Below are 21,501 nucleotides of genomic sequence, written 5' to 3'. Positions count from 1 at the left end.
AAGGATCTCCGGGTGTCTCACCACACGCCTAGTCACCTGCCGGGTGGCTCAGACGAGACGGACAGCGGCCGGGCGGGCACCGGGGATCCCACGGCGGCCGGGGAGGCGAAGCCGGCCGCCACACCCGGCGGGCCCGGCAGACGCGCGTGTGTCGTACGGGGCCTCGCCGCACGGGCCGGCCTGCTCGGCGGGCACAGTCGCCTCGCGCGGGGCTTGGCCGCACTGGCCGGCCCGCCCGACAGGCGGGCCCGCATCGCGCGGTACGCGGCCGTGGGCTCGACCGTCCTGGCCGTCGGCGTCCTGCTGGCCGCGCTGCTGCTGCCCAACCGGCCCGACCGGCTGACCCCGGCCGCCGTCGAGCATCTGCCGGCCGAGGGGATCCTGCTCGCCGTCGTGCTGCTCGTGCTGCCGTCCCGGGCGAGGCGGGCCGCGGCGGCGGCCATCGGCGTACTGATCGGGCTGGTCACGCTCCTTAAGTGCCTCGACATCGGCTTCTACTCGGTGCTCTACCGCCCCTTCGACCTGGTGCTGGACTGGGGTCTGCTGGGCAATGCGGCGGACTATCTGCGGGACACCTCCGGCCGCACCGGCGAACTGGTCGCCATCGCCGGCGCCCTGCTCCTCGCGGTCGTCGTCCTCGTCCTGTCCGCGGGCGCCACGGTCCGTCTCAGCACCGTGCTGGCCCGGCACCGCGCCCGGTCCGTCCGCGTCGTGCTGGTGCTGAGCACGGCCTGGATCACCTGCGTCGTGCTCGGTGTGCAGAGAGGCGGCGTGCCCGTCGCCTCGACGCTCGACGCGGACCTCCTCGGCGACCGGGCCAAGCAGATCCGCGTCTCCCTCGCGGACGCCCGTCTCTTCCGGCGTCAGGCCGCTCACGACGCCTTCGCCCATACGCCGCCCAACCAGTTGCTGACCGGCCTGCGCGGCAAGGACGTGCTGTTCACGTTCATCGAGAGCTACGGCCGTTCGGCGATCGAGGACCCGGCGATGGCCCCGCGGATCGGCAGGGTCCTCAAGGAGAGCGACGACGCCCTCAAGGCCGCCGGATTCCGGGCGCGCAGCGGCTGGCTGCGCTCGCCGGTGACCGGTGGCGGCAGCTGGCTGGCCCACTCGACCTTCCTGTCCGGCCTGTGGATCAGCAACCAGCAGCGGTTCCGCAGCCTCACCTCCAGCGACCGGACCACCCTCACCGGGGCGTTCCGCAGGACCGGTGCCTGGCGCACGGTCGGGGTGGTGCCGGGGGTGCTGGTGGCCTGGCCGGAGGGCCGGTTCTTCGGCCTGGACCACATCTACGACGGCCATCACCTCGACTACCACGGCCCGGACTTCGGCTGGTCGCAGGTGCCGGACCAGTTCACCCTGCAGACGTTCCAGCGGCGGGAGTTCGGCAAGCGGGGCCGGGGCCCGATCATGGCCGAGATCATCCTCACCTCGAGCCACTATCCGTGGGCGCCGCTGCCCCGCATGGTCGACTGGGCGAAGCTGGGCGACGGCTCGGTCTTCCAGCAGATCAGGCGCGAGGGCAAGTCCCAGCAGGAGGTCTGGAGGAACGCGGAGAGCGTGCGCACGGAATACCGCACCTCCGTCGAGTACTCGCTGAACAGCCTCGTCGGGTTCCTGCGGCTTTATGGCGACGAGAACACGGTCGTGGTCTTCCTGGGCGACCACCAGCCCGTGCCGACGGTCACCGGGAACAGCCCCCGCAAGGAGGTGCCGGTCACCGTCGTCGCCCGTGACCCCAAGGTGCTGGCCCGGATCTCCGGCTGGGGCTGGACGGAGGGCCTGAAGCCCGCCGCGAACGCTCCCGTCTGGGGGATGGACAGCTTCCGCGACCGGTTCCTGAAGGCGTTCGGGCCGCAACCGGGCTGATTCCGCCGGTGACCGTGCTCACCGGTCGGGCCGGTGGACCGGTGCTCATGGACCGCGCCCATGGACCGCGCTCGTGGACCGTGCTCATGGACCGTGCTCATGGAGCGTGTCATCGGTCGAGGAACTCCCATACCACGGCGAGGAATTCCTCCGGGCGGGACTCGTGCTCCAGGTGCCCCGCGTCCACGGTCACCTGAGCGGCGCCGGGGATCAGACCGGCGAGCTGCGCGACCTGATCCCGCGGGATGAGGCTGGTGGGACTACCTCCGAGTCGAACGGCAGCTCCCCCGCGGGCCGTTCGGCGGGCGGCCGGGGCGGGTCGAGCGGCACGGGTGCGCGGACGTCCTCCAGCACCAGCCGTCGTACGGCACCGGGACGGCGCTGGGCCAGCAGGTAGGCGACGATGCCGCCCGGCGAATGGCCCACGACGTCGGCGCCGCCGAGGCCGAGGGCGGCCGGCAGGGCGAGGACGTCCTCGCTCATCGCCTCGGCCCGGTGGTCCCCCGGCCAGCCGTTGTGTCCGTGGCCCCGCCGGTCGGGGGCGTACACCCGGCGCGGGCGCGGGGGTGCCGCGAGCCGCTCGGCGATGTGCGTCCAGTCCGCGCCGTCCGCGCCCCGGCAGTACGGCAGCACGACGCCGTCCGCGCCCGGCAGTACGGCAGCACGACGCCGTCCGCGCCCCGGCAGTGCGCCAGCACGACGCCGGGCACGCTAGCCGGGCGATCCGGCCCCGGCCGGCTGCTCTGCCGAGGGCAGAGCGGCCCCGGCCGGCGCGTCGAGGAAGGCGAGAGTGCGTTGCAGGAACCACTCCGGGTCGTCCAGCCAGGGGTAGTGTCCGGCTCCGGGCTGGACGGCGACCTCCGCGTTCGGGAAGGCCTCGGCGGCACGGCGGGCGAGCTCCGGGCGGGGGCCGCCGTCGAGTTCCCCGGCGAGCACGAGGACCGGCGCGGTCAGCGCGGCGAGGGCGGTCCGGGTCGCGTCCGGCGTGAAGGCACCCTCGGCGAAGTAGCGCTCCCCCGCCATCTCGTTCGTCTGCTCCGGTTCGGCGTCCGTGTGGGCCCGGGCGGCGTCGTCCCAGCGGCCGTAGAAGAACGGCAGGAACACGTCGTCGAAGTCCGCCTCGCCCGCCAGCCAGGCCCGGAGGGCGGGGAACGCCTGCGCGAACCACGGCTCGTCCGCGCGCAGCCGGGCCGCGGCCAGCCGGTCCTCGGGCGTCGCCCGCAGGCCCAGGGCGGACGGGTTGGGCGTGATCAGCAGCAGTCGCCGAATTCGCTGTGGGTGGCGGGCCGCGTAGAGCATGGCCAGGGCCGCGCCCGCCGAGTGGGCGAGCAGATCCATGTGCTCCAGACCCATGTGTGCGCGCCATGCCTCGACGTCCTCGACCATGTGGTCGCAGCGGTATGTCGCCGGGTCCGCCGGCAGGGCGGAGTCCCCGGTGCCTCGTAGGTCCAGCAGGGCCAGACGGCGGTGCGCGGGCAGCCCGCCGAGGTCTCCGAGGTAGGCGGAGGCGCGCATGGGGCCGCCGGGCAGGACGACGAGGGGCTCGCCGTCACCCCGCAGGTGGTAGGCGAGCCGGGTGCCGTCGGGTGCGGTGCAGGTCGACATGGCCGTGATCATGTCGGCCGGACCCGGCGCGGCGCAACGGTTCACCACGCGGGGAGGTCGGCGGGCTCCACCTCCCCGTTCTCCGCCCCGCACCGGCGCGGAAAATCTTCGCAGCCCTCTTGTCTGGAGCCGTGTGGCCTGAATTACTGACCCCGAAGGAATCGACCGAATGATCGGTCGTCCGGTATGTGAGTGCGGCGAGGGAGACGACTCGATGGCGGAAGCGACGGCCCTGTTCGACGCGGGCGAACGGCTCGGACCCGAGGAGTTGCGCGAGCTCCAACTGGAGCGGCTGCGCGCCTCGCTGCGGCACGCCTACGACAACGTGCCGTTCTACCGCGAGTCCTTCGACAAGGCCGGCCTCCGCCCCGAGGACTGCCGATCACTCGCCGATCTGGCGCGTTTCCCCTTCACGACCAAGGCGGACCTCAGGGAGAACTACCCGTTCGGGATGTTCGCCGTGCCGCGCGAGCGGATCCGCCGGCTGCACGCCTCCAGCGGCACCACCGGACGCCCCACGGTGGTCGGCTACACGGACAACGACCTCTCCATGTGGGCCGACATGGTGGCGCGGTCGATACGGGCGGCCGGGGGACGACCCGGTGACATCGTGCATGTGGCCTACGGCTATGGGCTGTTCACCGGTGGTCTGGGCGCCCACTATGGTGCCGAGCGCCTGGGCTGCACGGTCGTCCCGGCCTCCGGCGGCATGACGGCCCGGCAGGTGCAGCTGATCCAGGACCTTCAGCCGGCCGTCATCATGGTGACCCCGTCCTACATGCTCACCCTGCTGGACGAGTTCGAGCGGCAGGGGGTGGACCCGCGCGGCACCTCGCTGCGCGTGGGCGTCTTCGGGGCCGAGCCCTGGACCGAGCAGATGCGACGCGAGATCGAGGAGCGGTTCGCCATCGACGCCGTGGACATCTACGGGCTGTCCGAGGTGATCGGCCCGGGCGTGGCGCAGGAGTGCGTGGAGACCAAGGACGGGCTGACGATCTGGGAGGACCACTTCTATCCGGAGGTGGTCGACCCGATCACGGGTGAGCTGCTGCCGGACGGCGAGCGGGGCGAGCTGGTGTTCACCTCGCTGACCAAGGAGGCCATGCCGATCGTCCGCTACCGCACCCGGGATCTCACCCGGCTGCTGCCCGGGACGGCCCGGGTGTTCCGGCGGATGGAGAAGATCACCGGACGCAGTGACGACATGGTGATCCTGCGCGGGGTCAACCTCTTCCCGACCCAGATCGAGGAGATCGTGCTCCGCACGCCCGGCGTGGCGCCCCACTTCCAGCTCCGGCTCACCCGGGACGGCCGGCTGGACCGGCTGACCGTCCGGGCCGAGGCCCGTCCGGACGCGGGCCCGGAGGCGAGGGACGCGGCGGCCCTCTCCATCTGCGCGGCCGTGAAGGACGGGATCGGGGTGACCGTCGACGTGGAGATCGTGGAGCCGGAGTCCCTGGAGCGCTCGGTCGGCAAGATCCGCCGGATCGTGGACCTGCGACCGAAGCCTGCCGGGCCGAAGACTGCCGGGTAGGACCTCGCCGGGCCGACGGACGTACGGGGGTCGTATCGACGTACCCCGAAACATCGGTGCGGACCTATACTCCGAACCCATGACGGACAGTGCTCCCACCCCGGACCCCGACCTGGTCAACGCGCTGCGGGCGCTGTCCAATCCCATGCGGCTGCAGATGCTGCGCTGGCTGCGCGAGCCCGAGCGGCACTTCCCCATGGAGACGGCCATCGCCGATCCGGCCGACGTCGGTGTGTGCGTGAGCCACATCCAGGCCAAGGCGGGCCTGGCCCAGTCGACGGTGTCGGCCTATATGGCCGAACTCCAGCGCGCGGGCCTGGTCCGGGCCACCCGCGTGGGCAAGTGGACCCACTACAAACGGGATGAAGAGCGCATAGCCGACCTGGTCGCCGAGCTGGGCCGGTCGCTCTAGCCGGCCCGGCCTCTCCCGGATCGGCCCAGCTCGCTCCGCCCGGCCCAACCCTGCGCGACCCCGCCCGGCATCGCCGGCTGTCAGCCGCACCTTGATCACCGGCGCCGGCCACGCCTTGCACTTCATATCGAGAATCTGCGATATTTCGAATCATCGTATGGAGCCGACGCGCAGGGAGACTGACGATGACGGGGAAGAGCGGCCTGGACCTCGGCAGGTTCGGGATCTACACCTTTGACTTCGAGCACCAGCCGGCCACACGGATCCGGGACTCGGTCCAGGAGCTGGAGGATCTGGGCTGGGGGGCCGTCTGGATCCCGGAGGCGCTCGGGCGGGACGCGTTCACGCACGCCGGGTTTCTGCTCGCCTCGACGCGTCGGCTCGGGGTCGTGAACGGCATCGCCCGGATCTGGTCCCGGGAGGCGACCTGGGCACACGGCGCCGCCCTGCTGCTGGCGGACGCCTACCCGGGGCGGCACGTGCTCGGCCTGGGCTTCGGCGGGCAGCCGCGTCCGGGGGTCAAGCCCCTCGCCGCGATGGCCGGGTACCTCGACGAGCTGGACGCCCTGCAGACGCCCAACCCCCGCCCGGCCCAGCCCGTCCGGCGCCTGCTGGCGGCCTACGGCCCCAAGATGCTGGAGCTGGCCCGCGAGCGCGCCGAGGGTGCCCAGACCTACCACGTGAACACGGTCCACACTGCGCAGGCGCGGGAGATCCTCGGGCCGGACGCCTTCCTGGCCGTGGAGCACGCCGTGCTGTTCGAGACCGACCGGGACCGGGCCCGCGCGCTCGCGCGCGAGCACCTGCGCGGCTACCTCGAAACCCCTTACAACATCGCCAAGTTCCGTCGGCTCGGCTACACCGACGACGACCTCTCCGGCGGCGGCAGCGACCGGTTCGTGGACGACCTGGTGTTCTGGGGCGACCCGGAGACGGTCGTACGAAAGCTGCACGGGCATGTGGGGGCCGGTGCCGATCACGTCGCCGTGCAGGTGATCGGCGTGGCCCCGGGCGAATCGGCGCTTCCGCAGTGGCGGTTGCTGGCCCACGCCCTGCTGCCGTCGAAGACCGCCGGCGGCCTCGGCTAGCCGCGGAAGCGGTCCCGCAGTTCGCGCTTGAGGATCTTCCCGCTGGCGTTGCGCGGCAACTCGTCCACGAACAGCACCCGTTTGGGCGCCTTGAAGGGCGCGAGCTTCCCCTTCACATGCGCGATGAGCTGATCCTCCGTCGCCTCGCCGCGCAGGACGACGATCGCCGTGACGGCCTCGATCCACCGCTCGTCGGGCAGGCCGATCACGGCGGCCTCGGCGACCGCCTCGTGGGTGTACAGGGCGTCCTCGACCTGGCGCGAAGCCACCAGGACGCCACCGGAGTTGATGACGTCCTTCACCCGGTCCACGATCGTGAAGTAACCGTCGGCGTCGCGCACCGCGAGGTCCCCGGAGTGGAACCAGCCGTCCCGGAAGGCCTCGGCGGTCTCCTCGGGCTTGTCCCAGTAGCCCTCGCACAGCTGCGGTGAGCGGTACACGATCTCGCCGGGCGTGCCGGCGGGCACGTCCTCGCCCTGGTCGTCCACGACCCGTGCGTCCACGAACAGCACGGTCCGCCCGCAGGAGTCCAGCCGGCCCTCGTGCTCGTCGGGGCCGAGGACGGTGGCCAGTGGGCCGATCTCGCTCTGCCCGAAGCAGTTGTAGAAGGCGAGCCGCGGCAGGCGCTCGCGCAGCCGCTGAAGCACCGGGACCGGCATGATCGACGCGCCGTAGTAGGCCTTGCGCAGGCCGTCGAGACCGCGGGTGGCGAAGTCGGGCCGGCCCGCCAGGCCGATCCACACCGTGGGCGGCGCGAACAGGCTGTCCACGCGGCCGGCCTCGATCAGGTCGAGCAGGCGGTCGCCGTCCGGCGCGTCCAGGATGATGTTGGTCGCGCCGACGGCGAGGTACGGCAGCAGGAACACATGCATCTGGGCCGAGTGGTACAGCGGCAGCGCGTGCACCGGACGGTCACCGGCGCTCAGGTCCAGAGCGGTGATCGCGCTCAGGTACTCGTGCACAAGAGCCCGGTGGGCCATCATCGCGCCCTTGGGCAGGGCCGTCGTACCGGAGGTGTACAGCAGCTGCACCAGGTCCTCGGTGCGGGGTTCCGGCCCGGCGTACGGCGGTGTGTCCGCCAGCCGGGCGAGCAGCGAACCCTCGGTGTCCCTGAGCGGCAACACCCGTACGCCGTCCGGGAGTCGGTCGGCCAGGTCCGGGTCGGCGAGGACGAGGTTGCTGCCGGACTGGCCGACGAGGTACGCCAGGTCGTCCCCGGTCAGGTTCTGGTTGACCGGCACATGGACCAGGCCCGCACGGGCGCAGGCCAGGAAGCCGATCAGGTAGGCGTCGGAGTTGTGGCCGTAGGCGCCGACCCGGTCGCCGGGTGCGAGGCCCTCGGCGAGCAGCACCGAGGCCGCGCGGGAGACGGCGTCGTCGAGTTCCTCGTACGTCCAGCGGCGCTCGCCGTACTCCACCGCGCGGCGGGCCGGGGTACGCCGGGCGCTGCGGCGCAGGACCCCGTCGACCGTGCTGCCGTGTCCCTGGGTCATGGCTCATGATCCTGGGTCCGCCGCAAAGACAGGTCAAGGACTTTGGAGGCGCATTCCGAATGCACTTTTGCTTCCGCGTGCCTCTGTGCGCCCCTTTGGAGAAGGGATTCGGACGGGCGGGCCTGGCGGAACCCGGCCTGGTGTCCGTGGCAGCTGCACCTGGCCTCCGCGCTCGCCCCCACCGCCCCGGGGCAGGCGGTGGGCCACGCCCGGGGCGCCCGGAAGTTCGGTGCCGCCTCCACCATCGGTCAGGCTCTGCACACGCTGGCCGAGGTGACCGGCGGTCCCGCCGCGCTCCCCCTGTACGCGGAGGCCGTCGCTCACCTGGAGCAGTCCCCCGCCGCCTACGAGCCGGCCCGCGCCCAGGTCGGCCACGGCGCCGCGCTGTCCCGCGACGGGCGGCTGCGGGAGGCCGCCGCCTATCGGCTCTACCAAGGCCTGGAAGGCGCCGTCCACTGCGGGGCGGAGGCACCGGCCGCCCGGGCCAGGGCAGAGCTCGCGGCGGCGGGAATGCGTCCGCTGCCGCTGCGGTATGCGCTGCCGGACACGCTGACCGACCGGGAACGCCGCACAGCCGAACTGTCCGCCCAGGGACACCCGGTGACGGTGGTCGCCAAGGAACTGCGGCTGACCGAGCAAGGCGTGCGGCACTTGCTCCGCAAGGCCGGTACCGACGCCGCGGGCCTCGCCGGGTTCCTGGAGAGTCACCCATGACTCCGACGGCCGGGGCCGTGGTCAAACCGGCCGCGTCCGCCCCGCCCAATAGGGGTCCCGCAGCCGCCGCTTGTACAGCTTGCCGTTGGGGTCGCGGGGCAGCTCGGCGATGAAGTCGACGCTCTTGGGCCGCTTGTAGCCGGCGAGTCGCTCGGCGCAGTGGTCGAGGAGGGCGGCGGCGAGGGCCGGGCCCGGCTCGTGGCCGGGGGCCGGTTCGACCACGGCCTTGACCTCCTCGCCCCAGTCGTCGTGCGGGATGCCGAAGGCGGCCGCGTCGGCGACGGCGGGGTGGGACAGCAGCACGGACTCGATCTCGGCGGGGTAGATGTTGACCCCGCCGGAGATGATCATGTCGATCTTGCGGTCGCGGAGGAAGAGGTAGCCGTCCTCGTCGAGGTAGCCGAGGTCGCCGACGGTGAAGAAATCGCCGATACGGTTCTTGCGGGTCTTCGCCTCGTCCTTGTGGTACGAGAAGCCGCCGGTGCTCATCTTCATGTAGACGGTGCCGAGTTCACCGGGCGGTAGCCGGTTGCCGTCGTCGTCGAAGACCGCGAGTTCGCTGATGGGCCAGGCCTTGCCGACCGTGCCGGGCTTCTTCAGCCAGTCCTCGGCGGTGGCGAAGGCTCCGCCGCCCTCGCTGGCCGCGTAGTACTCCTCCACACAGTGTCCCCACCAGTCGATCATGGCCCGTTTCACATGGTCCGGGCAGGGGGCGGCGCCGTGGATGGCGTGCCGCATGGACGAGACGTCGTAACGGGCCCTCACCTCGTCCGGGAGGGCCAGCAGGCGATGGAACTGGGTGGGGACCATGTGGGTGTGGGTGCACTTGTGGCTGTCGATGAGGCGCAGCATCTCCTCGGGCGTCCACTTGTCCATCAGGACCAGCCGGTGGCCGATGTGCAGGGACGCACCGGCGAACTGCAGGACGGCCGTGTGGTACAGCGGCGAGCAGACGAGGTGCACGTTGTCGTCGAACGGCTTGATGCCGAAGATCCCGAGGAAGCCGCCCAGGTAGGCTTTCTCCGGTGCCTTGCCGGGCAGCGGACGGCGGATGCCGCGCGGGCGTCCGGTCGTACCCGAGGTGTAGTTCATGACCCAGCCGAGTTCCCGGCCCCCCGGGGCGGACTCCGGTCGCGCGTCGAGGAGTTCGCCGTACGGCCGGAAGCCGGCGACCTCGCCGACCGCGTACCGGTGGGTGGCGGGCAGTCCCGCCTCGTCGGCGGCGGACCTCGCGGCGGATGCGAACCGCTCGTGGGCGATGAGCACCTTGGCGCCGGAGTCGGCGACGATCCAGGCGATCTCGGCGCCGACGAGATGGTGGTTGACCGGGACCAGATAGAGGCCTGCCTGGGTGGCAGCCAGGTAGGCGGTGATCAACTCGACACCGTTCGGCAGGACGACGGCGAAGGCGTCGCCGCGCTCCAGACCGGCCGCGCGCAGCCCGTGGACGAGCCGGTTGGCGGCGCCGTGCAGTCGTCCGGCGGTCCACTCCTCGCCGTCGGGGGCGACGAGGACGGTGCGGCCGGGCTGCTGGGCGGCCTGGGCCCAGAATCCGGCGGGGGGCGTGCTGGTCACTTGCCGCTCCTTCCGGCGATGCGGTTGATGCGGTCCACGGCCCTTTCGAAGCCGCGGGTGAGGTCGTCGAAGACGGTCTGGACGCTGCGTTCGCTGCTCATCCGGCCGACGATCTGCCCGACCGGCGTGCCGAGCAGCGGTTCGACCTCGTACTTCTGGATCCGGGAGACCGCCTCGGCCACCAGCAGGCCCTGCAGCGGCATCGGCAGGGTGCCGGGTCCGGCCGGGTCCTCCCAGGCTTCGGTCCACTCGGTACGGAGCTGGCGTGCGGGCTTGCCCGTGAGGGCACGGGAGCGGACGGTGTCGCCGGACCCGGCGGCGAGCAGCTTGCGGGTCAGAGCGGGCGAGTGGAGGTCCGCTTCTGTGGTGGTCAGCCATATAGACCCCAGCCACACGCCCTGCGCGCCGAGTGTGAGTGCGGCCGCCACCTGCTGTCCGCTGCCGATGCCGCCGGCGGCGAGGACGGGCAGTGGGTCGACGGCTTCCACGATCTCGGGGGTGAGCACCATGGTGGCGATCTCGCCGGTGTGGCCGCCGGCCTCGTAGCCCTGGGCGACGACGATGTCGATGCCGGCCTCCTGGTGCTTGCGGGCGTGCCGGGCGCTGCCCACGAGCGCGGCGACCTGCACGCCCCGGTCGTGGGCGCGGGCCACGACGTCGGCGGGCGGGGAGCCGAGGGCGTTGGCGAGCAGCTTGATCGGGTAGTCGAAGGCGACGTCGAGCTGGGTGCGCGCGACCTGCTCCATCCAGCCGGTGATACGCCACCCGGACGCCTCCCCCTCGGCCAGCTCGGGGACGCCGTACCTGGCGAGGGTGTCCCGTACGAACTGCCGGTGCTCCTGCGGGATCATCGCCTCGACGTCGGCTTCGGTCACGCCCTCGACCTTCTTCGCGGGCATGACGACATCGAGCCCGTAGGGGCGGCCGCCGGTGTGCGCGTCGAGCCAGTCGAGGTCGCGTTTGAGGTCGTCGGGGGCGGTGTAGCGGACCGCGCCGAGCACGCCGAAGCCGCCGGCCCGGCTGATGGCCGCGGCGACGGCGGGGAACGGCGTGAAGCCGAAGACGGCGTGCTCGACTCCGAGTTTCCTGCTCAGCTCCGTCTGCATGGGCGCAGGATGCCGCAGCGGGCCGGACGACGGAAGAGTTTCCTGACGTCCCGTCAGATTCTTTTGCCGAGCGGCGCCTTACGCAGTGGTGGCCTCCAGCACCGCCATCGCCGCGTTGTGTCCCGGTACGCCGCTCACCCCTCCTCCGCGCACGGCGCCCGCGCCGCACAGCAGGACGTTCGGGTGCCGGGTCTCCACTCCCCAGCGGCCGGTCCCCTCCTGGGCATGGGGCCAGGTCAGGGCGCGGTGGAAGATGTTGCCACCGGGCAGCCGGAGGTCCCGCTCCAGGTCCAGCGGGGTCTTGGCCTCGATGCAGGGGCGGCCGTCGGCGTCGGTGGCCAGGCAGTCGGTGAGGGGTTCGGCGAGGTGGGCGTCGAGCTGGGCGAGGGTGGCCTTCAGCAGCTCCTCGCGTACGGCGTCGTTGTCCCGGTCGAAGAGGCGGGCCGGGGTGTGCAGGCCGAACAGGGTGAGGGTCTGGTAGCCGCGCTCGGCGAGGTCCGGGCCGAGGATGGTGGGGTCGGTCAGGGAGTGGCAGTAGATCTCCGAGGGCGGCACGGCGGGGAGTTCGCCGGCGGCGGCCTGGGCGTGGGCGGTGGCGAGCTGCCGGTAGCCCTCGGCGATGTGGAAGGTGCCGGCGAAGGCCTCCCGCGGGTCGACCGCCGGGTCGCGCAGTTTGGGCAGCCGGGTGAGCAGCATGTTGACCTTGAGCTGCGCGCCCTCGGCGGGCTCGGGTGACGGGTCGCCGGTGAGGGCGGCCAGTTCCTGCGGGGAGGCGTTCACCAGGACGTGGCGGGCGACGGCGACGCCCTCGCCGTCGGCCGTGCGGTAGGTGACCTCGGCGGAGTGGCCGTCGGTGGCGATCCGGACCGCCTCGTGCCCGGTCTCGAGGACCGCGCCCGCCGAACGGGCCGCGGCGGCCAGGGCGTCGGTGAGCGCGCCCATGCCGCCGACCGGCACGTCCCAGGCGCCGGTGCCGCCGCCGATGACGTGGTAGAGGAAGCAGCGGTTCTGGGCGAGGGAGGGGTCGTGGGCGTCGGCGAAGGTGCCGATCAGGGCGTCGGTGAGGACGACGCCCCGGACCAGGTCGTCCGTGAAGTTCTCCTCGACGGCGACGCCGATCGGCTCCTCGAACAGGGCCCGCCAGGCGGTCTCGTCGTCGATGCGGCGGCGCAGTTCGTCACGGGCGGGCAGGGGCTCGGTGAGGGTCGGGAAGACGCGTTCGGCGACACGCGTGGTCATGCCGTAGAAGCGCTGCCAGGCCTGGTACTCGCGCTCGCCGCCGGTCAGCCGGGCGAAGGCCTCCCGGGTACGCTGTTCGCCGCCGCCGACGAGGAGTCCGGTGGGCCGGCCGTCCCGCTCCGCCGGGGTGTACGAGGAGATGGTGCGGGCGCGCACCTGGAAGTCGAGTCCGAGATCGCGCACGATCTTCTGCGGCAGGAGGCTGACCAGGTAGGAGTAGCGCGACAGCCGGGCGTCTACACCGGCGAAGGGGCGGGTGGAGATCGCGGCCCCGCCGGTGTGGTCCAGCCGCTCCAGCACCAGCACCGAACGGCCGGCGCGGGCAAGGTAGGCGGCGGCGACCAGGCCGTTGTGGCCACCGCCGACGATGACGGCGTCGTAGGTGCGGGTGTGCTCGTTGGCAGGCATGGTTCTTCGTAACACGTGATGATCCATTGCGGCCAGAGGCGTGCCCCGGGCGGGGGCGGGTGGCATCGGCTGCGAGGCGGGTAGCGCCCGGCGGAGGGCCGGGGGATCGGCCGGGGCGCGGGTGGCAGCAGCCCGGGGGCAGGGTGACGTCGGCCGGGGGCCGGAGCCGGCGGCCGGGGTGGCCGGCGGCATCGGCCGGGTGGGCGGGGAGCAGCAGCCGGGCGGCCGGGGGTGGCCGGGGGCAGGCCGGGCGGCCGAGGGGCCGGGGGGCGGCAGCTGGGCGGGTGGCAGCGGCCGGCAGGCGGGTGGCGTCCGGCGGCGCCGGGGGGCAGCAGCCGAATGGCCGGGGGCAGGCCGCCTCCAACGCGCGGACTCGACCAGGCGACCGATTGCGGGCGGTCCCTCACGCACCCTTGCGCAGCCTCTTGCGCACGGCACCCCAGGTCAAACGCCCGGACCAGGGCCTCCAACCCGACACCCCACTCACAGGCCCAAGAACAGCGCCCCGAACCCGGCACCCCAATCACACGCCCAGACCTGCACCCCCAACTTCGGCCCCCCGGCCACACATCCAGACCAGCAACCCCAACCCCGGCCCCCCGGCCACACACCCAGACCAGCAACCCCAACTCCGGTCCCCACTCAGCACACCGCCCCGATCAGGTGACCGCGGCCGGAGAGTCTCCTCAGGCTCCGCCCGACGCATGCCGGCGGTGGATCACCGCGACCCGGCGGTACAGCTCGCCGGCCTCGGTGTCCCGGCCGAGCCGCCCCAGGCAGTGGGCCTCGTCGCCGCGGGCGGCGAGGGTGTCGGGGTGGTCCGGGCCGAGGATCTGCTCGCGGGTGGCGGCGACCCGCCGGTACTCGGTGAGGGCCTCCGCCCAGCGGCCCAGCCAGCCGAGCACGACGGCGATCTCGCGGCGGCTGACGAGCGTGTCGGGATGGGTGGGTCCGAGGACCTGCTCCCGGAGCAGACAGACGTCGCGGGCCTCGGTCAGGGCGTCCTCCCAGCGGCCGAGCCGGCCGAGGTTGACCCCGAGGCCGTGCCGGGCACGCAGGGTCTCGGGGTGGGTGGAGCCCTGGACGCGGGTACGGTCCACGATCAGCTCGCGGTACAGGCACAGGGCGTCCGCGCTGCGGCCGAGGCGGCCGAGGCTGAGGGCGGTCTCGTAGCGGGCGGCGAGGGTGTCCGGGTGGTCGGCGCCGAGGACGCGTGCTCTGGCCCCGGCGACCTCGCGGTAGATGCACAGCGCTTCCTCCCAGCGCCCCGACTGTCCCTGGGCGTAGGCGACTTCGCAGCGCGAGACCAGGGTGTCGGGATGCTCGGCACCGAGCACCCGGGCCCGGGCGGCGGCCACCTCCAGGGCCGTACGGCAGGCTTCGTCCAGGCGGCCGAGCCGGCCGAGGGTGCAGGCGAGGTTGTGGCGGCAGCGCAGGGTGTCGGGGTGGTCGGCGCCCATGGTGCGGACCCGGGCGGCCAGCACCTCCGCGTACACCTGGTGGGCCTCGAAGTGGCGGCCCAGCCGGCCCAGCGCATAGGCCCTCTCCTGGCGGGCGGCCAGGGTGTCGGGATGGTCCGCGCCAAGGACGCGCGTTCTGGCCTCGGCGAGGTCCGTGTAGGCGGCCATGGCCTCGGTGACCCGGCCGGCCCGGACGAGGGCGAAGGCCGCCTCGTAGTGGCTGGCCAGGGTCTCGGGGTGGTCGGGTCCGAGGAGCGCGGCGCGTTCGGCGGCCACCGCCTGGTGCGCCTCGCCCGCCTCGGCCCACCGGCCGAGCCCGGCGAGCCGGACGGCCTCGCGGTGCCGTGCGCTGCGCTCCACGGGTGGTGCCGGCACGGGCCGTCCAGCGCCCGCGGAGCCGCTGTGGCCGGTCGCGGAGTTCCCCGCGCCCTTTTGGGGCGCTGCAGCCCACCGGCACGACAGCATCGCCCCCGAGACCGGCGGCAGCGCGCCGAGGCCGGTGCCGAGCGCCTTGGGGCCGGTGGTCATGCCGTGAGTCCAGGCCGGCGACCGGCTGCTGCCCCCGGCGTCCGGGAGCGCGGACCCGACGGCCTCGGGGAAAGCGCCTGTTGCGCGCCGGCCCCCGAGTCGGCGGACCAACTCGCCCGCCGCGTATGGCCGTTCCTCGGGCCGTTTGGCCAGCAGGTCGAGGATGATCCGCTCGAGGTGACCGGGAAGGTCCGGGCGGTGTTCGCGTGGGGGCCGGGGTGGGGTGTCGCGGTGGCCGATGAGGATGGCCCAGGCGTCCTCCAGGTCGAACGGCGGTGCCCCGGTGGCTATCTCGTACAGCACGCAGCCCAGCGAGTACAGGTCGCTGCGCTGGTCCACCGCGTCGCCGCCGATCTGTTCCGGGGACATGTAGTGCGGGGTGCCCAGCGCGACGCCGGTGCCGGTCAGCCGGGCGGTGAAGCCGACGTCGTGGCCGAGCCGGGCGATGCCGAAGTCGCAGATCTTCACGGTCCCGTCGGTCAGCCGGACGACGTTGGCCGGTTTCAAGTCGCGGTGTATGACCCCCTGTTGATGGGTGTAGGCAAGGGCGGCGGCGACCTGTGTGGCGATGTCCCGCACGTCCTCCACCGGCAGCGGATGGCCCTTGTTGTCCTGCAGCAGCCGGCTCAGATCGCGGCCCTCCAGCAGCTCCATCACCAGAAACGGGACCCCGTCGGACTCGCCGAAGTCATGGACGACGGTCACCCCGCGGTGCGAGAGGCCGGCGGCCACCCGGGCCTCACGGCGGAAGCGCTCGCGCAGGACCGCCACGAGGGACGGATCGTGGTACGGGCCGAGCGGCTTGAGGCACTTCACGGCGACCAGCCGGCCCAGGGACTCGTCCCGGGCCCGCCACACCTCGCCCATCCCGCCCCGCCCGATCAGGTCGAGCAGCCGGTACCGGCCCTGAACCAGCCTGTTCTCCCCCATAGCGATCCGCCGCCCCCGTCGCCGTCCGCTCCGCCGCCAGGGGACCTGCTCGGCACCGCGCCGCACCACGTCGGCCCGATCCGCGCCACACCCCCCTGCTCGTCCAGTATGGCGGCCTATCGCCCGACTTTGTATGGTGCCGGACGCGCCCCCGGTCCGAGCCGCGCCATGGCCCGCAGGATGTGTTTGGGCGGCAGTTGCCAGCGCGCACGTGCGGGAACGCACCGCAGCAGCGCGCCCGTGGCCCGCAGCCGACGGGTGACGACGGCGGGTGCGGGGGCCGGTCTGCCGTACAGCTGATGGGCGTACGGCGGCAGGGCGGCGTAGGCCAGTTGGGCCACGCGCCGCCACAACACCTCGCGCGCCGGGACGAGAAGGGGATGCGTCGGGGGTCGGAGCAGGAAGTCGTCCACCTCGCGTGCCTCGGGTCCCGCCGCCAGCTCGGGCCGTACCGTCTCGAAGTACGCGGCGAGTTGGGCCCGGCTCGCGGGTACGGTCTTCGGGTCGAGGCCCACCAGGCGTGCGCTGACCCGGTGTTCGGCTATGTACCGGTCGGCCTGGGCGTCCGTGAGCGGGAAGCCGGAGCGGCGCAGCACGTGCAGATAGGAGTCGATCTCCGCGCAGTGCACCCACAGCAGCAACTCGGGTTCATCGACGCCGTACCGCTCTCCGGTCTCCGGGTCGGTCGCCGTCAGCAGGCTGTGGATCTTCCGTACGCGGGCGCCGGCGCGCTCGGCGGCCTCGGTCGTGCCGTAGGTCGTCGTACCGACGAAGTTCGCGGTGCGCATCAGCCGGCCCCAGGCGTCGCGCCGGAAGTCGGAGTTCTGCATGACGCCGCGCACCGCACGCGGGTGCAGGGCCTGGAGGTAGAGCGCGCGGACCCCGGCGACCCACATCATGGGATCGCCGTGCATCTGCCAGGTCACGGAGCTCGGCGTGAACAGCCCGGGATCATCCATGCCCGCAGGTGTGACCACAGCCACTGGTTGTCACCTCTTGTCGCTGTCCGGCCGACGGTGCCGCGCGCGCCGGTCCCGGCAGCCACAACACCCCGGATTGACAGTGAACCATTCACAGCCGGGTCAGCCCATCAGCCACCGAATTGCCGCGCCGGCGTCCCGGGCCGGGACGACGGCGTGTGACCGGGCTCGCTAGTTGGCACCAGGCCGCGTTCACGACCTGCACTGATGCCAACTAGATTCAGCGGCCGGAGCCGCTGAATCAGCGAAATAGTTGGCACTTTGGTACAGCGCAGGTAATGAGGCGTGTGTCGCCATAGGGGGGCCAGAGATCTTCGGCGGCGACAGCCTTGATGTGAACGCGGCAACCACATCGCCGCTGGTGGTCGAGGGCGGCGAGGGCGCCGTCCGCTTCCTCTATGCGCCTGGTCAGTTCGGCGGCCCTGCGTTGCCGGGCCCGCTGCCGGGCAGAGCACCGATGAATGCGGGTTCCGGCTTGCTCCAGGTCCCGGTGGCCAGCCCGAGGCGCCAGGCTCCTTCGGCGGAGACGGCCGCGGGGTGGCCGCTGGGCAGGTGGTGCCGTGCGCGACACCGGCGAGGATGCGGGCCACGGCGTCGGCCGGTACGGGGATGTCCTCCTCGGGCTGCAAGACCTGGAGTCCGGCCTGCCGGCCCAGCGCGTGATTCATCCGCATCGAGTCCACACACGCGAACAGTTGGTCGAGCACGTGTGGGGACACACCCACTTGGGGGGCGGACGCACCGTCGACGTTCACATCGCACGTCTGCGCCGAAAGCCGGGCGCGGCCCAACGGCAGCGGATCGTCCCCGTGCGACGCGTGGGATACAAGTACGTGCCCGAGGCCTGACAGCCGTCCGGGGCGGTTCCGCGATCGAAACACCAGGCAGCGGTAATCCAGGTCGTCCGTGGTACTCGCGGGGGCGGTGGGCGGCTTCCGGCCGGGGCGGCGTACCAGCGCAGCGGTGCCCGCCACGGCGGTCGTTCGGCGACGCAGACGGCCAGGCCGATCTCGCCGCGGTCGACAGCATCCGTCAGCCGGGCCGAGCGGTCCATCCGCACCTGGACCTCGGCGCCCGGACGCACTCCCTGCACGGCCTCGGTGAACACCGGGAGGATCCGCTTGGCACATCGAGCAGGTCGCCAATCAAGTCTCCGCTGCGTGTGAGCGATCCCCAGCGTCTGGGTAAACCGCTGACGTGCTGGGCCAATCGCCAGCGATCCCAAATATTGAGATACCTATGTCCATCATGTGAATAGCATCTTGGGGTGGATGCCACCTTCTGCCACGATCCCTATCAGCCAGGTAGGAATACTAGGGATCGGGGGGTGGCCGTGGGAGCGCTCAGTTGCACAGACCGGGCCCTGCCCGTGCTGACCTCGCGTCGTCACATCGACTTCGGCCGTACGTCCAGTTCCATCTGTCGGCCCTTCTGAGACCTCAGCACGCTGCTCCACCCTCCTTGATCACCCCTCCTTCCCTGAGAGGACACCTCCGTGTCTGCCGCAAGACCGCTCACCACCCTGCGCACCCTCGCCGTCATCGCAACGCTTCCGCTCCTGCTCACCGCATGCGGCTACGGCTCCAAATCGACCGACGACGGCAAGCAGACCCCGGCTGCCGCGGCAGGCGCCAAGAAGCTCTCCGCCGACGAGGTGAAGATCGGCTACTTCCCCAACCTCACACACGCCACCGCTTTGGTGGGCGTCCAGGAGGGCCTGTTCCAGAAGGAGCTCGGCGGCACCACGATCAAGGCCTCGACCTTCAACGCCGGCCCGTCCGAGATCGAGGCGCTGAACGCCGGGTCCATCGACATCGGCTGGATCGGCCCCTCCCCCTCGATCAACGGCTACACCAAGTCGAACGGCAAGAACCTGCGCATCATCGGCGGTTCCGCCTCCGGCGGCGTGAAGCTCGTCGTCAACCCGAAGAAGATCAAGTCCTTGCAGGACGTCAAGGGCAAGAAGATCGCCACCCCGCAGCTCGGCAACACCCAGGACGTCGCATTCCTCAACTGGATCGCCGACCAGGGCTGGAAGGTCGACGCGGAAAGCGGCGAGGGCGACGTCTCCGTCGTCCGCAGCGACAACAAGATCACCCCGGACGCCTACAAGTCCGGCTCCATCGACGGCGCCTGGGTGCCCGAGCCGACCGCCTCCAAGCTGGTCGCCGAGGGCGGCAAGGTACTGCTCGACGAGTCGACCCTGTGGCCCGACAAGAAGTTCGTGATCACCGACATCATCGTGTCGCAGAAGTTCCTCAAGGAGCACCCGGACGTCGTCGAGGCCGTACTGCGCGGCTCCGTGAAGACCAACGCGTGGATCAACACCAACCCTGACAAGGCGAAGGCGGCCGCCAACACGGCACTGGAGAAGCTGTCGGGCAAGGCGCTGCCCGCCGACGTCATCGACCCGGCCTGGAAGTCCATCACCTTCCTCGACGACCCGCTGGCCTCCACCCTCAACACCGAAGCGGAGCACGCGGTCAAGGCCGGCCTGTTGGACAAGCCCGATCTGAAGGGCATCTACGACCTCACCCTGCTCAACAAGGTCCTCAAGGCCCAGGGCAAGGACGAGGTCAGCGACGCCGGTCTCGGCGCCCAGTAGCGACAACCGGATCCGATGAGTTCCCAGGAGGTGACGACCATGGCCACCACGATCGCCAAGGCTGCCGAGGACGCCACGGCGGTGAGGCACGCCGCCCGCATCGAGCACGTCTCGAAGTCCTTCCCCGCCCCGGGCACGCCCGGCGGACAGCAGCTCGTCCTCGACGACATCACGCTCGATGTCGCGCCGGGCGAGTTCGTCACCCTCCTGGGAGCCTCCGGCTGCGGCAAGTCCACCCTGCTCAACCTGGTCGCGGGACTGGACCGGCCGTCCACCGGCTCCATCGACACGGACGGCCGCCCCGCCCTGATGTTCCAGGAACACGCCCTGTTCCCCTGGCTGACCGCAGGCAAGAACATCGAACTCGCCCTGAAACTACGCGGGGTCGCAGGGCCGGAACGCCGGCAGGAGGCGGAACGGCTGCTGGAACTCGTACGACTGCAAGGCGCGTACCGCAAACGGGTGCACGAGTTGTCGGGCGGCATGCGCCAGCGCGTCGCGCTGGCCCGCGCGCTGGCCCAGGACAGCCGACTGCTGCTGATGGACGAGCCGTTCGCCGCCCTGGATGCGATCACCCGTGACGTACTGCACGACGAACTGACCCGCATCTGGCGCGAGACGGGACTGTCGGTGCTGTTCGTGACGCACAACGTGCGGGAAGCGGTGCGGCTGGCCCAGCGCGTCATCCTGCTGTCCTCGCGCCCGGGGCGGATCGCCCGGGAGTGGACCGTCGGCATTCCGCAGCCGCGCCGCATCGAGGACAGCGCGGTCGCCGAACTGTCCGTCGAGATCACCGAAGAACTGCGTGGGGAGATCCGCCGCCATGGCCAGCACTGACACCGGCGCCGACACCAAGAAGGACGGCTCCACGGCAGTCGGGGACCCCCAGACCCCGAGTGATCTCGCGGGAGTGGAGGCCGGGCTCGACGCTTTGGACTCCGTGCAGGCCGGTCCTGCGCCGCTGCGCGAGACCCTGGTACGCAAGGTCCTGCCGCCCCTCACCGCCGTCGCACTGGTCCTGGTGGTCTGGCAGCTGCTGGTGTGGGCGAACGTCGCCCCCGACTACAAGCTGCCCTCCCCGTCCGAGGTGTGGGGCGAGGTACGCGACGCCTGGGTGCAGGGCACGCTCCTCGGCTACATCTGGACCAGCGTCTCGCGCGGTCTGCTCGGCTTCCTGCTGGCGCTCGCCATCGGTACGCCGCTCGGCCTGCTGGTCGCCCGGGTGGCGTTCGTCCGGGCGGCCATCGGGCCCATCCTGTCCGGCCTGCAGTCGCTGCCGTCCGTGGCCTGGGTGCCGCCCGCGGTGATCTGGCTGGGCCTGAACGACTCGATGATGTACGCCGTGATCCTGCTCGGCGCGGTCCCGTCCATCGCCAACGGCCTCGTCGCGGGCATCGACCAGATCCCGCCGCTGTTCCTGCGGGCCGGACGGACACTGGGCGCGACCGGCCTGCGCGGGGCGTGGCACATCGTGATGCCGGGGGCGCTGCCCGGCTATCTGGCGGGGCTGAAGCAGGGCTGGGCGTTTTCCTGGCGGTCTCTGATGGCCGCCGAGATCATCGCTTCCTCGCCCGATCTGGGCGTCGGTCTGGGCCAGTTGCTGGAGAACGGGCGCAACAACTCCAGCATGTCGCAGGTGTTCCTGGCCATCTTCCTGATCCTGCTCGTCGGTATCGCCATCGACCTGCTGATCTTCAGCCCGCTGGAGCGGTGGGTGCTGCGCAGCCGCGGCCTGCTGGTCACCCGCTGAGCGAACGGATCCCGATCGACACGGAGTGCGCGCCCTACCCCCTCAGCCACGCGCACACGGCACCGGCCCGCATAAGCATCATGGCCGCACGCGGGCCGGTGTTGTCGTGTGTGTAGGAGGCAGGTCCTGTCCGCGTTCAGGCGCGTAGTCAGCTGTGCGAAATCTCGCGCTGAGCGCCTCGTCGGCTCTCGTGGGCCGTAGGCCC

At 71.9% G+C, this 21,501-nt stretch carries 17 protein-coding genes; 9 read left to right on the top strand and 8 right to left on the bottom strand.

The annotated features are described in order from the left end of the window. The first annotated feature begins 12 nt into the window (after positions 1 to 12). Positions 13 to 1,869 (top strand): sulfatase, encoded by a 1,857-nt coding sequence (locus ACFYOH_RS34740; protein ID WP_388634135.1) that lies wholly within the window; start codon positions 13 to 15, stop codon positions 1,867 to 1,869. Positions 1,870 to 2,079: 210 nt separating this feature from the next. On the opposite strand, the gene ACFYOH_RS34735 is transcribed toward ACFYOH_RS34740, so the two are convergent. Next, positions 2,080 to 2,502 (bottom strand): alpha/beta fold hydrolase, encoded by a 423-nt coding sequence (locus tag ACFYOH_RS34735; protein WP_388634132.1) that lies wholly within the window; start codon positions 2,500 to 2,502, stop codon positions 2,080 to 2,082. Positions 2,503 to 2,580: 78 nt separating this feature from the next. Next, positions 2,581 to 3,474: an alpha/beta fold hydrolase gene (locus ACFYOH_RS34730; RefSeq protein WP_388634129.1), complete on the bottom strand. Its 894-nt coding sequence runs from the start codon at positions 3,472 to 3,474 to the stop codon at positions 2,581 to 2,583. A 214-nt stretch (positions 3,475 to 3,688) separates the two neighbouring features. Here ACFYOH_RS34730 and paaK point away from each other — a divergent pair, with 214 nt between their 5' ends. The 3 genes from paaK (at position 3,689) to ACFYOH_RS34715 (ending at position 6,508) form a co-directional block, all read left to right on the top strand. Beyond that, a complete protein-coding gene (gene paaK, locus ACFYOH_RS34725; protein ID WP_388634126.1) occupies positions 3,689 to 5,008 on the top strand; it encodes a phenylacetate--CoA ligase PaaK in 1,320 nt (439 codons plus the stop codon). 79 nt (positions 5,009 to 5,087) lie between these two features. Further along, the gene (locus tag ACFYOH_RS34720; protein ID WP_388634124.1) at positions 5,088 to 5,420 is read left to right on the top strand and encodes an ArsR/SmtB family transcription factor; all 333 of its coding nucleotides are present in this window, start codon (positions 5,088 to 5,090) and stop codon (positions 5,418 to 5,420) included. Between the two features lie 185 nt (positions 5,421 to 5,605). Continuing rightward, positions 5,606 to 6,508 (top strand): TIGR03620 family F420-dependent LLM class oxidoreductase, encoded by a 903-nt coding sequence (locus ACFYOH_RS34715; RefSeq protein WP_388634121.1) that lies wholly within the window; start codon positions 5,606 to 5,608, stop codon positions 6,506 to 6,508. Here ACFYOH_RS34715 and ACFYOH_RS34710 read toward each other — a convergent pair. Next, a complete protein-coding gene (locus ACFYOH_RS34710; protein WP_388634118.1) occupies positions 6,505 to 8,001 on the bottom strand; it encodes an acyl-CoA synthetase in 1,497 nt (498 codons plus the stop codon). The genes ACFYOH_RS34715 and ACFYOH_RS34710 overlap by 4 nt on opposite strands. A gap of 198 nt (positions 8,002 to 8,199) precedes the next feature. Here ACFYOH_RS34710 and ACFYOH_RS34705 point away from each other — a divergent pair, with 198 nt between their 5' ends. After that, positions 8,200 to 8,715 carry a hypothetical protein gene (locus ACFYOH_RS34705; protein WP_388634116.1) on the top strand — a complete coding sequence of 172 codons (516 nt, stop codon included), beginning with the start codon at positions 8,200 to 8,202 and terminating at the stop codon, positions 8,713 to 8,715. A 21-nt stretch (positions 8,716 to 8,736) separates the two neighbouring features. On the opposite strand, the gene ACFYOH_RS34700 is transcribed toward ACFYOH_RS34705, so the two are convergent. The 5 genes from ACFYOH_RS34700 to ACFYOH_RS34680 form a co-directional block, all read right to left on the bottom strand. Beyond that, positions 8,737 to 10,290, bottom strand: coding sequence for an acyl-CoA synthetase (locus ACFYOH_RS34700; RefSeq protein WP_388634113.1), 1,554 nt, complete (start codon positions 10,288 to 10,290; stop codon positions 8,737 to 8,739). After that, positions 10,287 to 11,396: an NAD(P)H-dependent flavin oxidoreductase gene (locus ACFYOH_RS34695; RefSeq protein WP_388634110.1), complete on the bottom strand. Its 1,110-nt coding sequence runs from the start codon at positions 11,394 to 11,396 to the stop codon at positions 10,287 to 10,289. The genes ACFYOH_RS34700 and ACFYOH_RS34695 overlap by 4 nt, the downstream gene beginning before the upstream one ends. Before the next feature lie 78 nt (positions 11,397 to 11,474). After that, complete coding sequence (locus tag ACFYOH_RS34690) at positions 11,475 to 13,043, bottom strand: phytoene desaturase family protein (RefSeq protein ID WP_388634108.1); 1,569 nt, start codon at positions 13,041 to 13,043, stop codon at positions 11,475 to 11,477. A gap of 686 nt (positions 13,044 to 13,729) precedes the next feature. Then, the gene (locus ACFYOH_RS34685) at positions 13,730 to 15,961 is read right to left on the bottom strand and encodes a tetratricopeptide repeat protein (RefSeq protein WP_388634105.1); all 2,232 of its coding nucleotides are present in this window, start codon (positions 15,959 to 15,961) and stop codon (positions 13,730 to 13,732) included. Positions 15,962 to 16,077: 116 nt separating this feature from the next. Beyond that, on the bottom strand, positions 16,078 to 16,920 hold the full coding sequence (locus ACFYOH_RS34680; protein WP_388634103.1) for an oxygenase MpaB family protein: 843 nt from the start codon (positions 16,918 to 16,920) through the stop codon (positions 16,078 to 16,080). 581 nt (positions 16,921 to 17,501) lie between these two features. Between ACFYOH_RS34680 and ACFYOH_RS34675 the strand changes: the two genes are divergently transcribed. The 4 genes from ACFYOH_RS34675 to ACFYOH_RS34660 all read left to right on the top strand — a co-directional run bounded on the left by ACFYOH_RS34675 (position 17,502) and on the right by ACFYOH_RS34660 (position 21,296). After that, positions 17,502 to 17,789 carry a winged helix-turn-helix domain-containing protein gene (locus ACFYOH_RS34675; RefSeq protein ID WP_388634101.1) on the top strand — a complete coding sequence of 96 codons (288 nt, stop codon included), beginning with the start codon at positions 17,502 to 17,504 and terminating at the stop codon, positions 17,787 to 17,789. A 647-nt stretch (positions 17,790 to 18,436) separates the two neighbouring features. Next, positions 18,437 to 19,546 carry an aliphatic sulfonate ABC transporter substrate-binding protein gene (locus ACFYOH_RS34670; protein WP_388634098.1) on the top strand — a complete coding sequence of 370 codons (1,110 nt, stop codon included), beginning with the start codon at positions 18,437 to 18,439 and terminating at the stop codon, positions 19,544 to 19,546. Positions 19,547 to 19,585: 39 nt separating this feature from the next. Continuing rightward, positions 19,586 to 20,383, top strand: a complete 798-nt coding sequence (locus tag ACFYOH_RS34665; RefSeq protein WP_388634095.1) for an ABC transporter ATP-binding protein — start codon at positions 19,586 to 19,588, stop codon at positions 20,381 to 20,383. Next, positions 20,370 to 21,296: an ABC transporter permease gene (locus ACFYOH_RS34660; RefSeq protein ID WP_388634093.1), complete on the top strand. Its 927-nt coding sequence runs from the start codon at positions 20,370 to 20,372 to the stop codon at positions 21,294 to 21,296. The genes ACFYOH_RS34665 and ACFYOH_RS34660 overlap by 14 nt, the downstream gene beginning before the upstream one ends. Positions 21,297 to 21,501: the final 205 nt, after the last annotated feature.

This window comes from Streptomyces sp. NPDC007856 (genome assembly GCF_042868225.1).
GTDB lineage: Bacteria > Actinomycetota > Actinomycetes > Streptomycetales > Streptomycetaceae > Streptomyces.
The sequence above is the reverse complement of the archived record's forward strand: the minus strand, read 5'-3'. Positions and strand labels throughout refer to the sequence as shown.

Coding starts and splice junctions, on each gene's coding strand:
- ACFYOH_RS34730 (WP_388634129.1), bottom strand. CDS start 3,474: ATGTCGACCTGCACCGCACCCGACGGCACCCGGCTCGCCTACCACCTG.
- paaK (WP_388634126.1), top strand. CDS start 3,689: ATGGCGGAAGCGACGGCCCTGTTCGACGCGGGCGAACGGCTCGGACCC.
- ACFYOH_RS34720 (WP_388634124.1), top strand. CDS start 5,088: ATGACGGACAGTGCTCCCACCCCGGACCCCGACCTGGTCAACGCGCTG.
- ACFYOH_RS34715 (WP_388634121.1), top strand. CDS start 5,606: ATGACGGGGAAGAGCGGCCTGGACCTCGGCAGGTTCGGGATCTACACC.
- ACFYOH_RS34710 (WP_388634118.1), bottom strand. CDS start 8,001: ATGACCCAGGGACACGGCAGCACGGTCGACGGGGTCCTGCGCCGCAGC.
- ACFYOH_RS34695 (WP_388634110.1), bottom strand. CDS start 11,396: ATGCAGACGGAGCTGAGCAGGAAACTCGGAGTCGAGCACGCCGTCTTC.
- ACFYOH_RS34690 (WP_388634108.1), bottom strand. CDS start 13,043: ATGCCTGCCAACGAGCACACCCGCACCTACGACGCCGTCATCGTCGGC.
- ACFYOH_RS34685 (WP_388634105.1), bottom strand. CDS start 15,961: ATGGGGGAGAACAGGCTGGTTCAGGGCCGGTACCGGCTGCTCGACCTG.
- ACFYOH_RS34680 (WP_388634103.1), bottom strand. CDS start 16,920: ATGGATGATCCCGGGCTGTTCACGCCGAGCTCCGTGACCTGGCAGATG.
- ACFYOH_RS34665 (WP_388634095.1), top strand. CDS start 19,586: ATGGCCACCACGATCGCCAAGGCTGCCGAGGACGCCACGGCGGTGAGG.
- ACFYOH_RS34660 (WP_388634093.1), top strand. CDS start 20,370: ATGGCCAGCACTGACACCGGCGCCGACACCAAGAAGGACGGCTCCACG.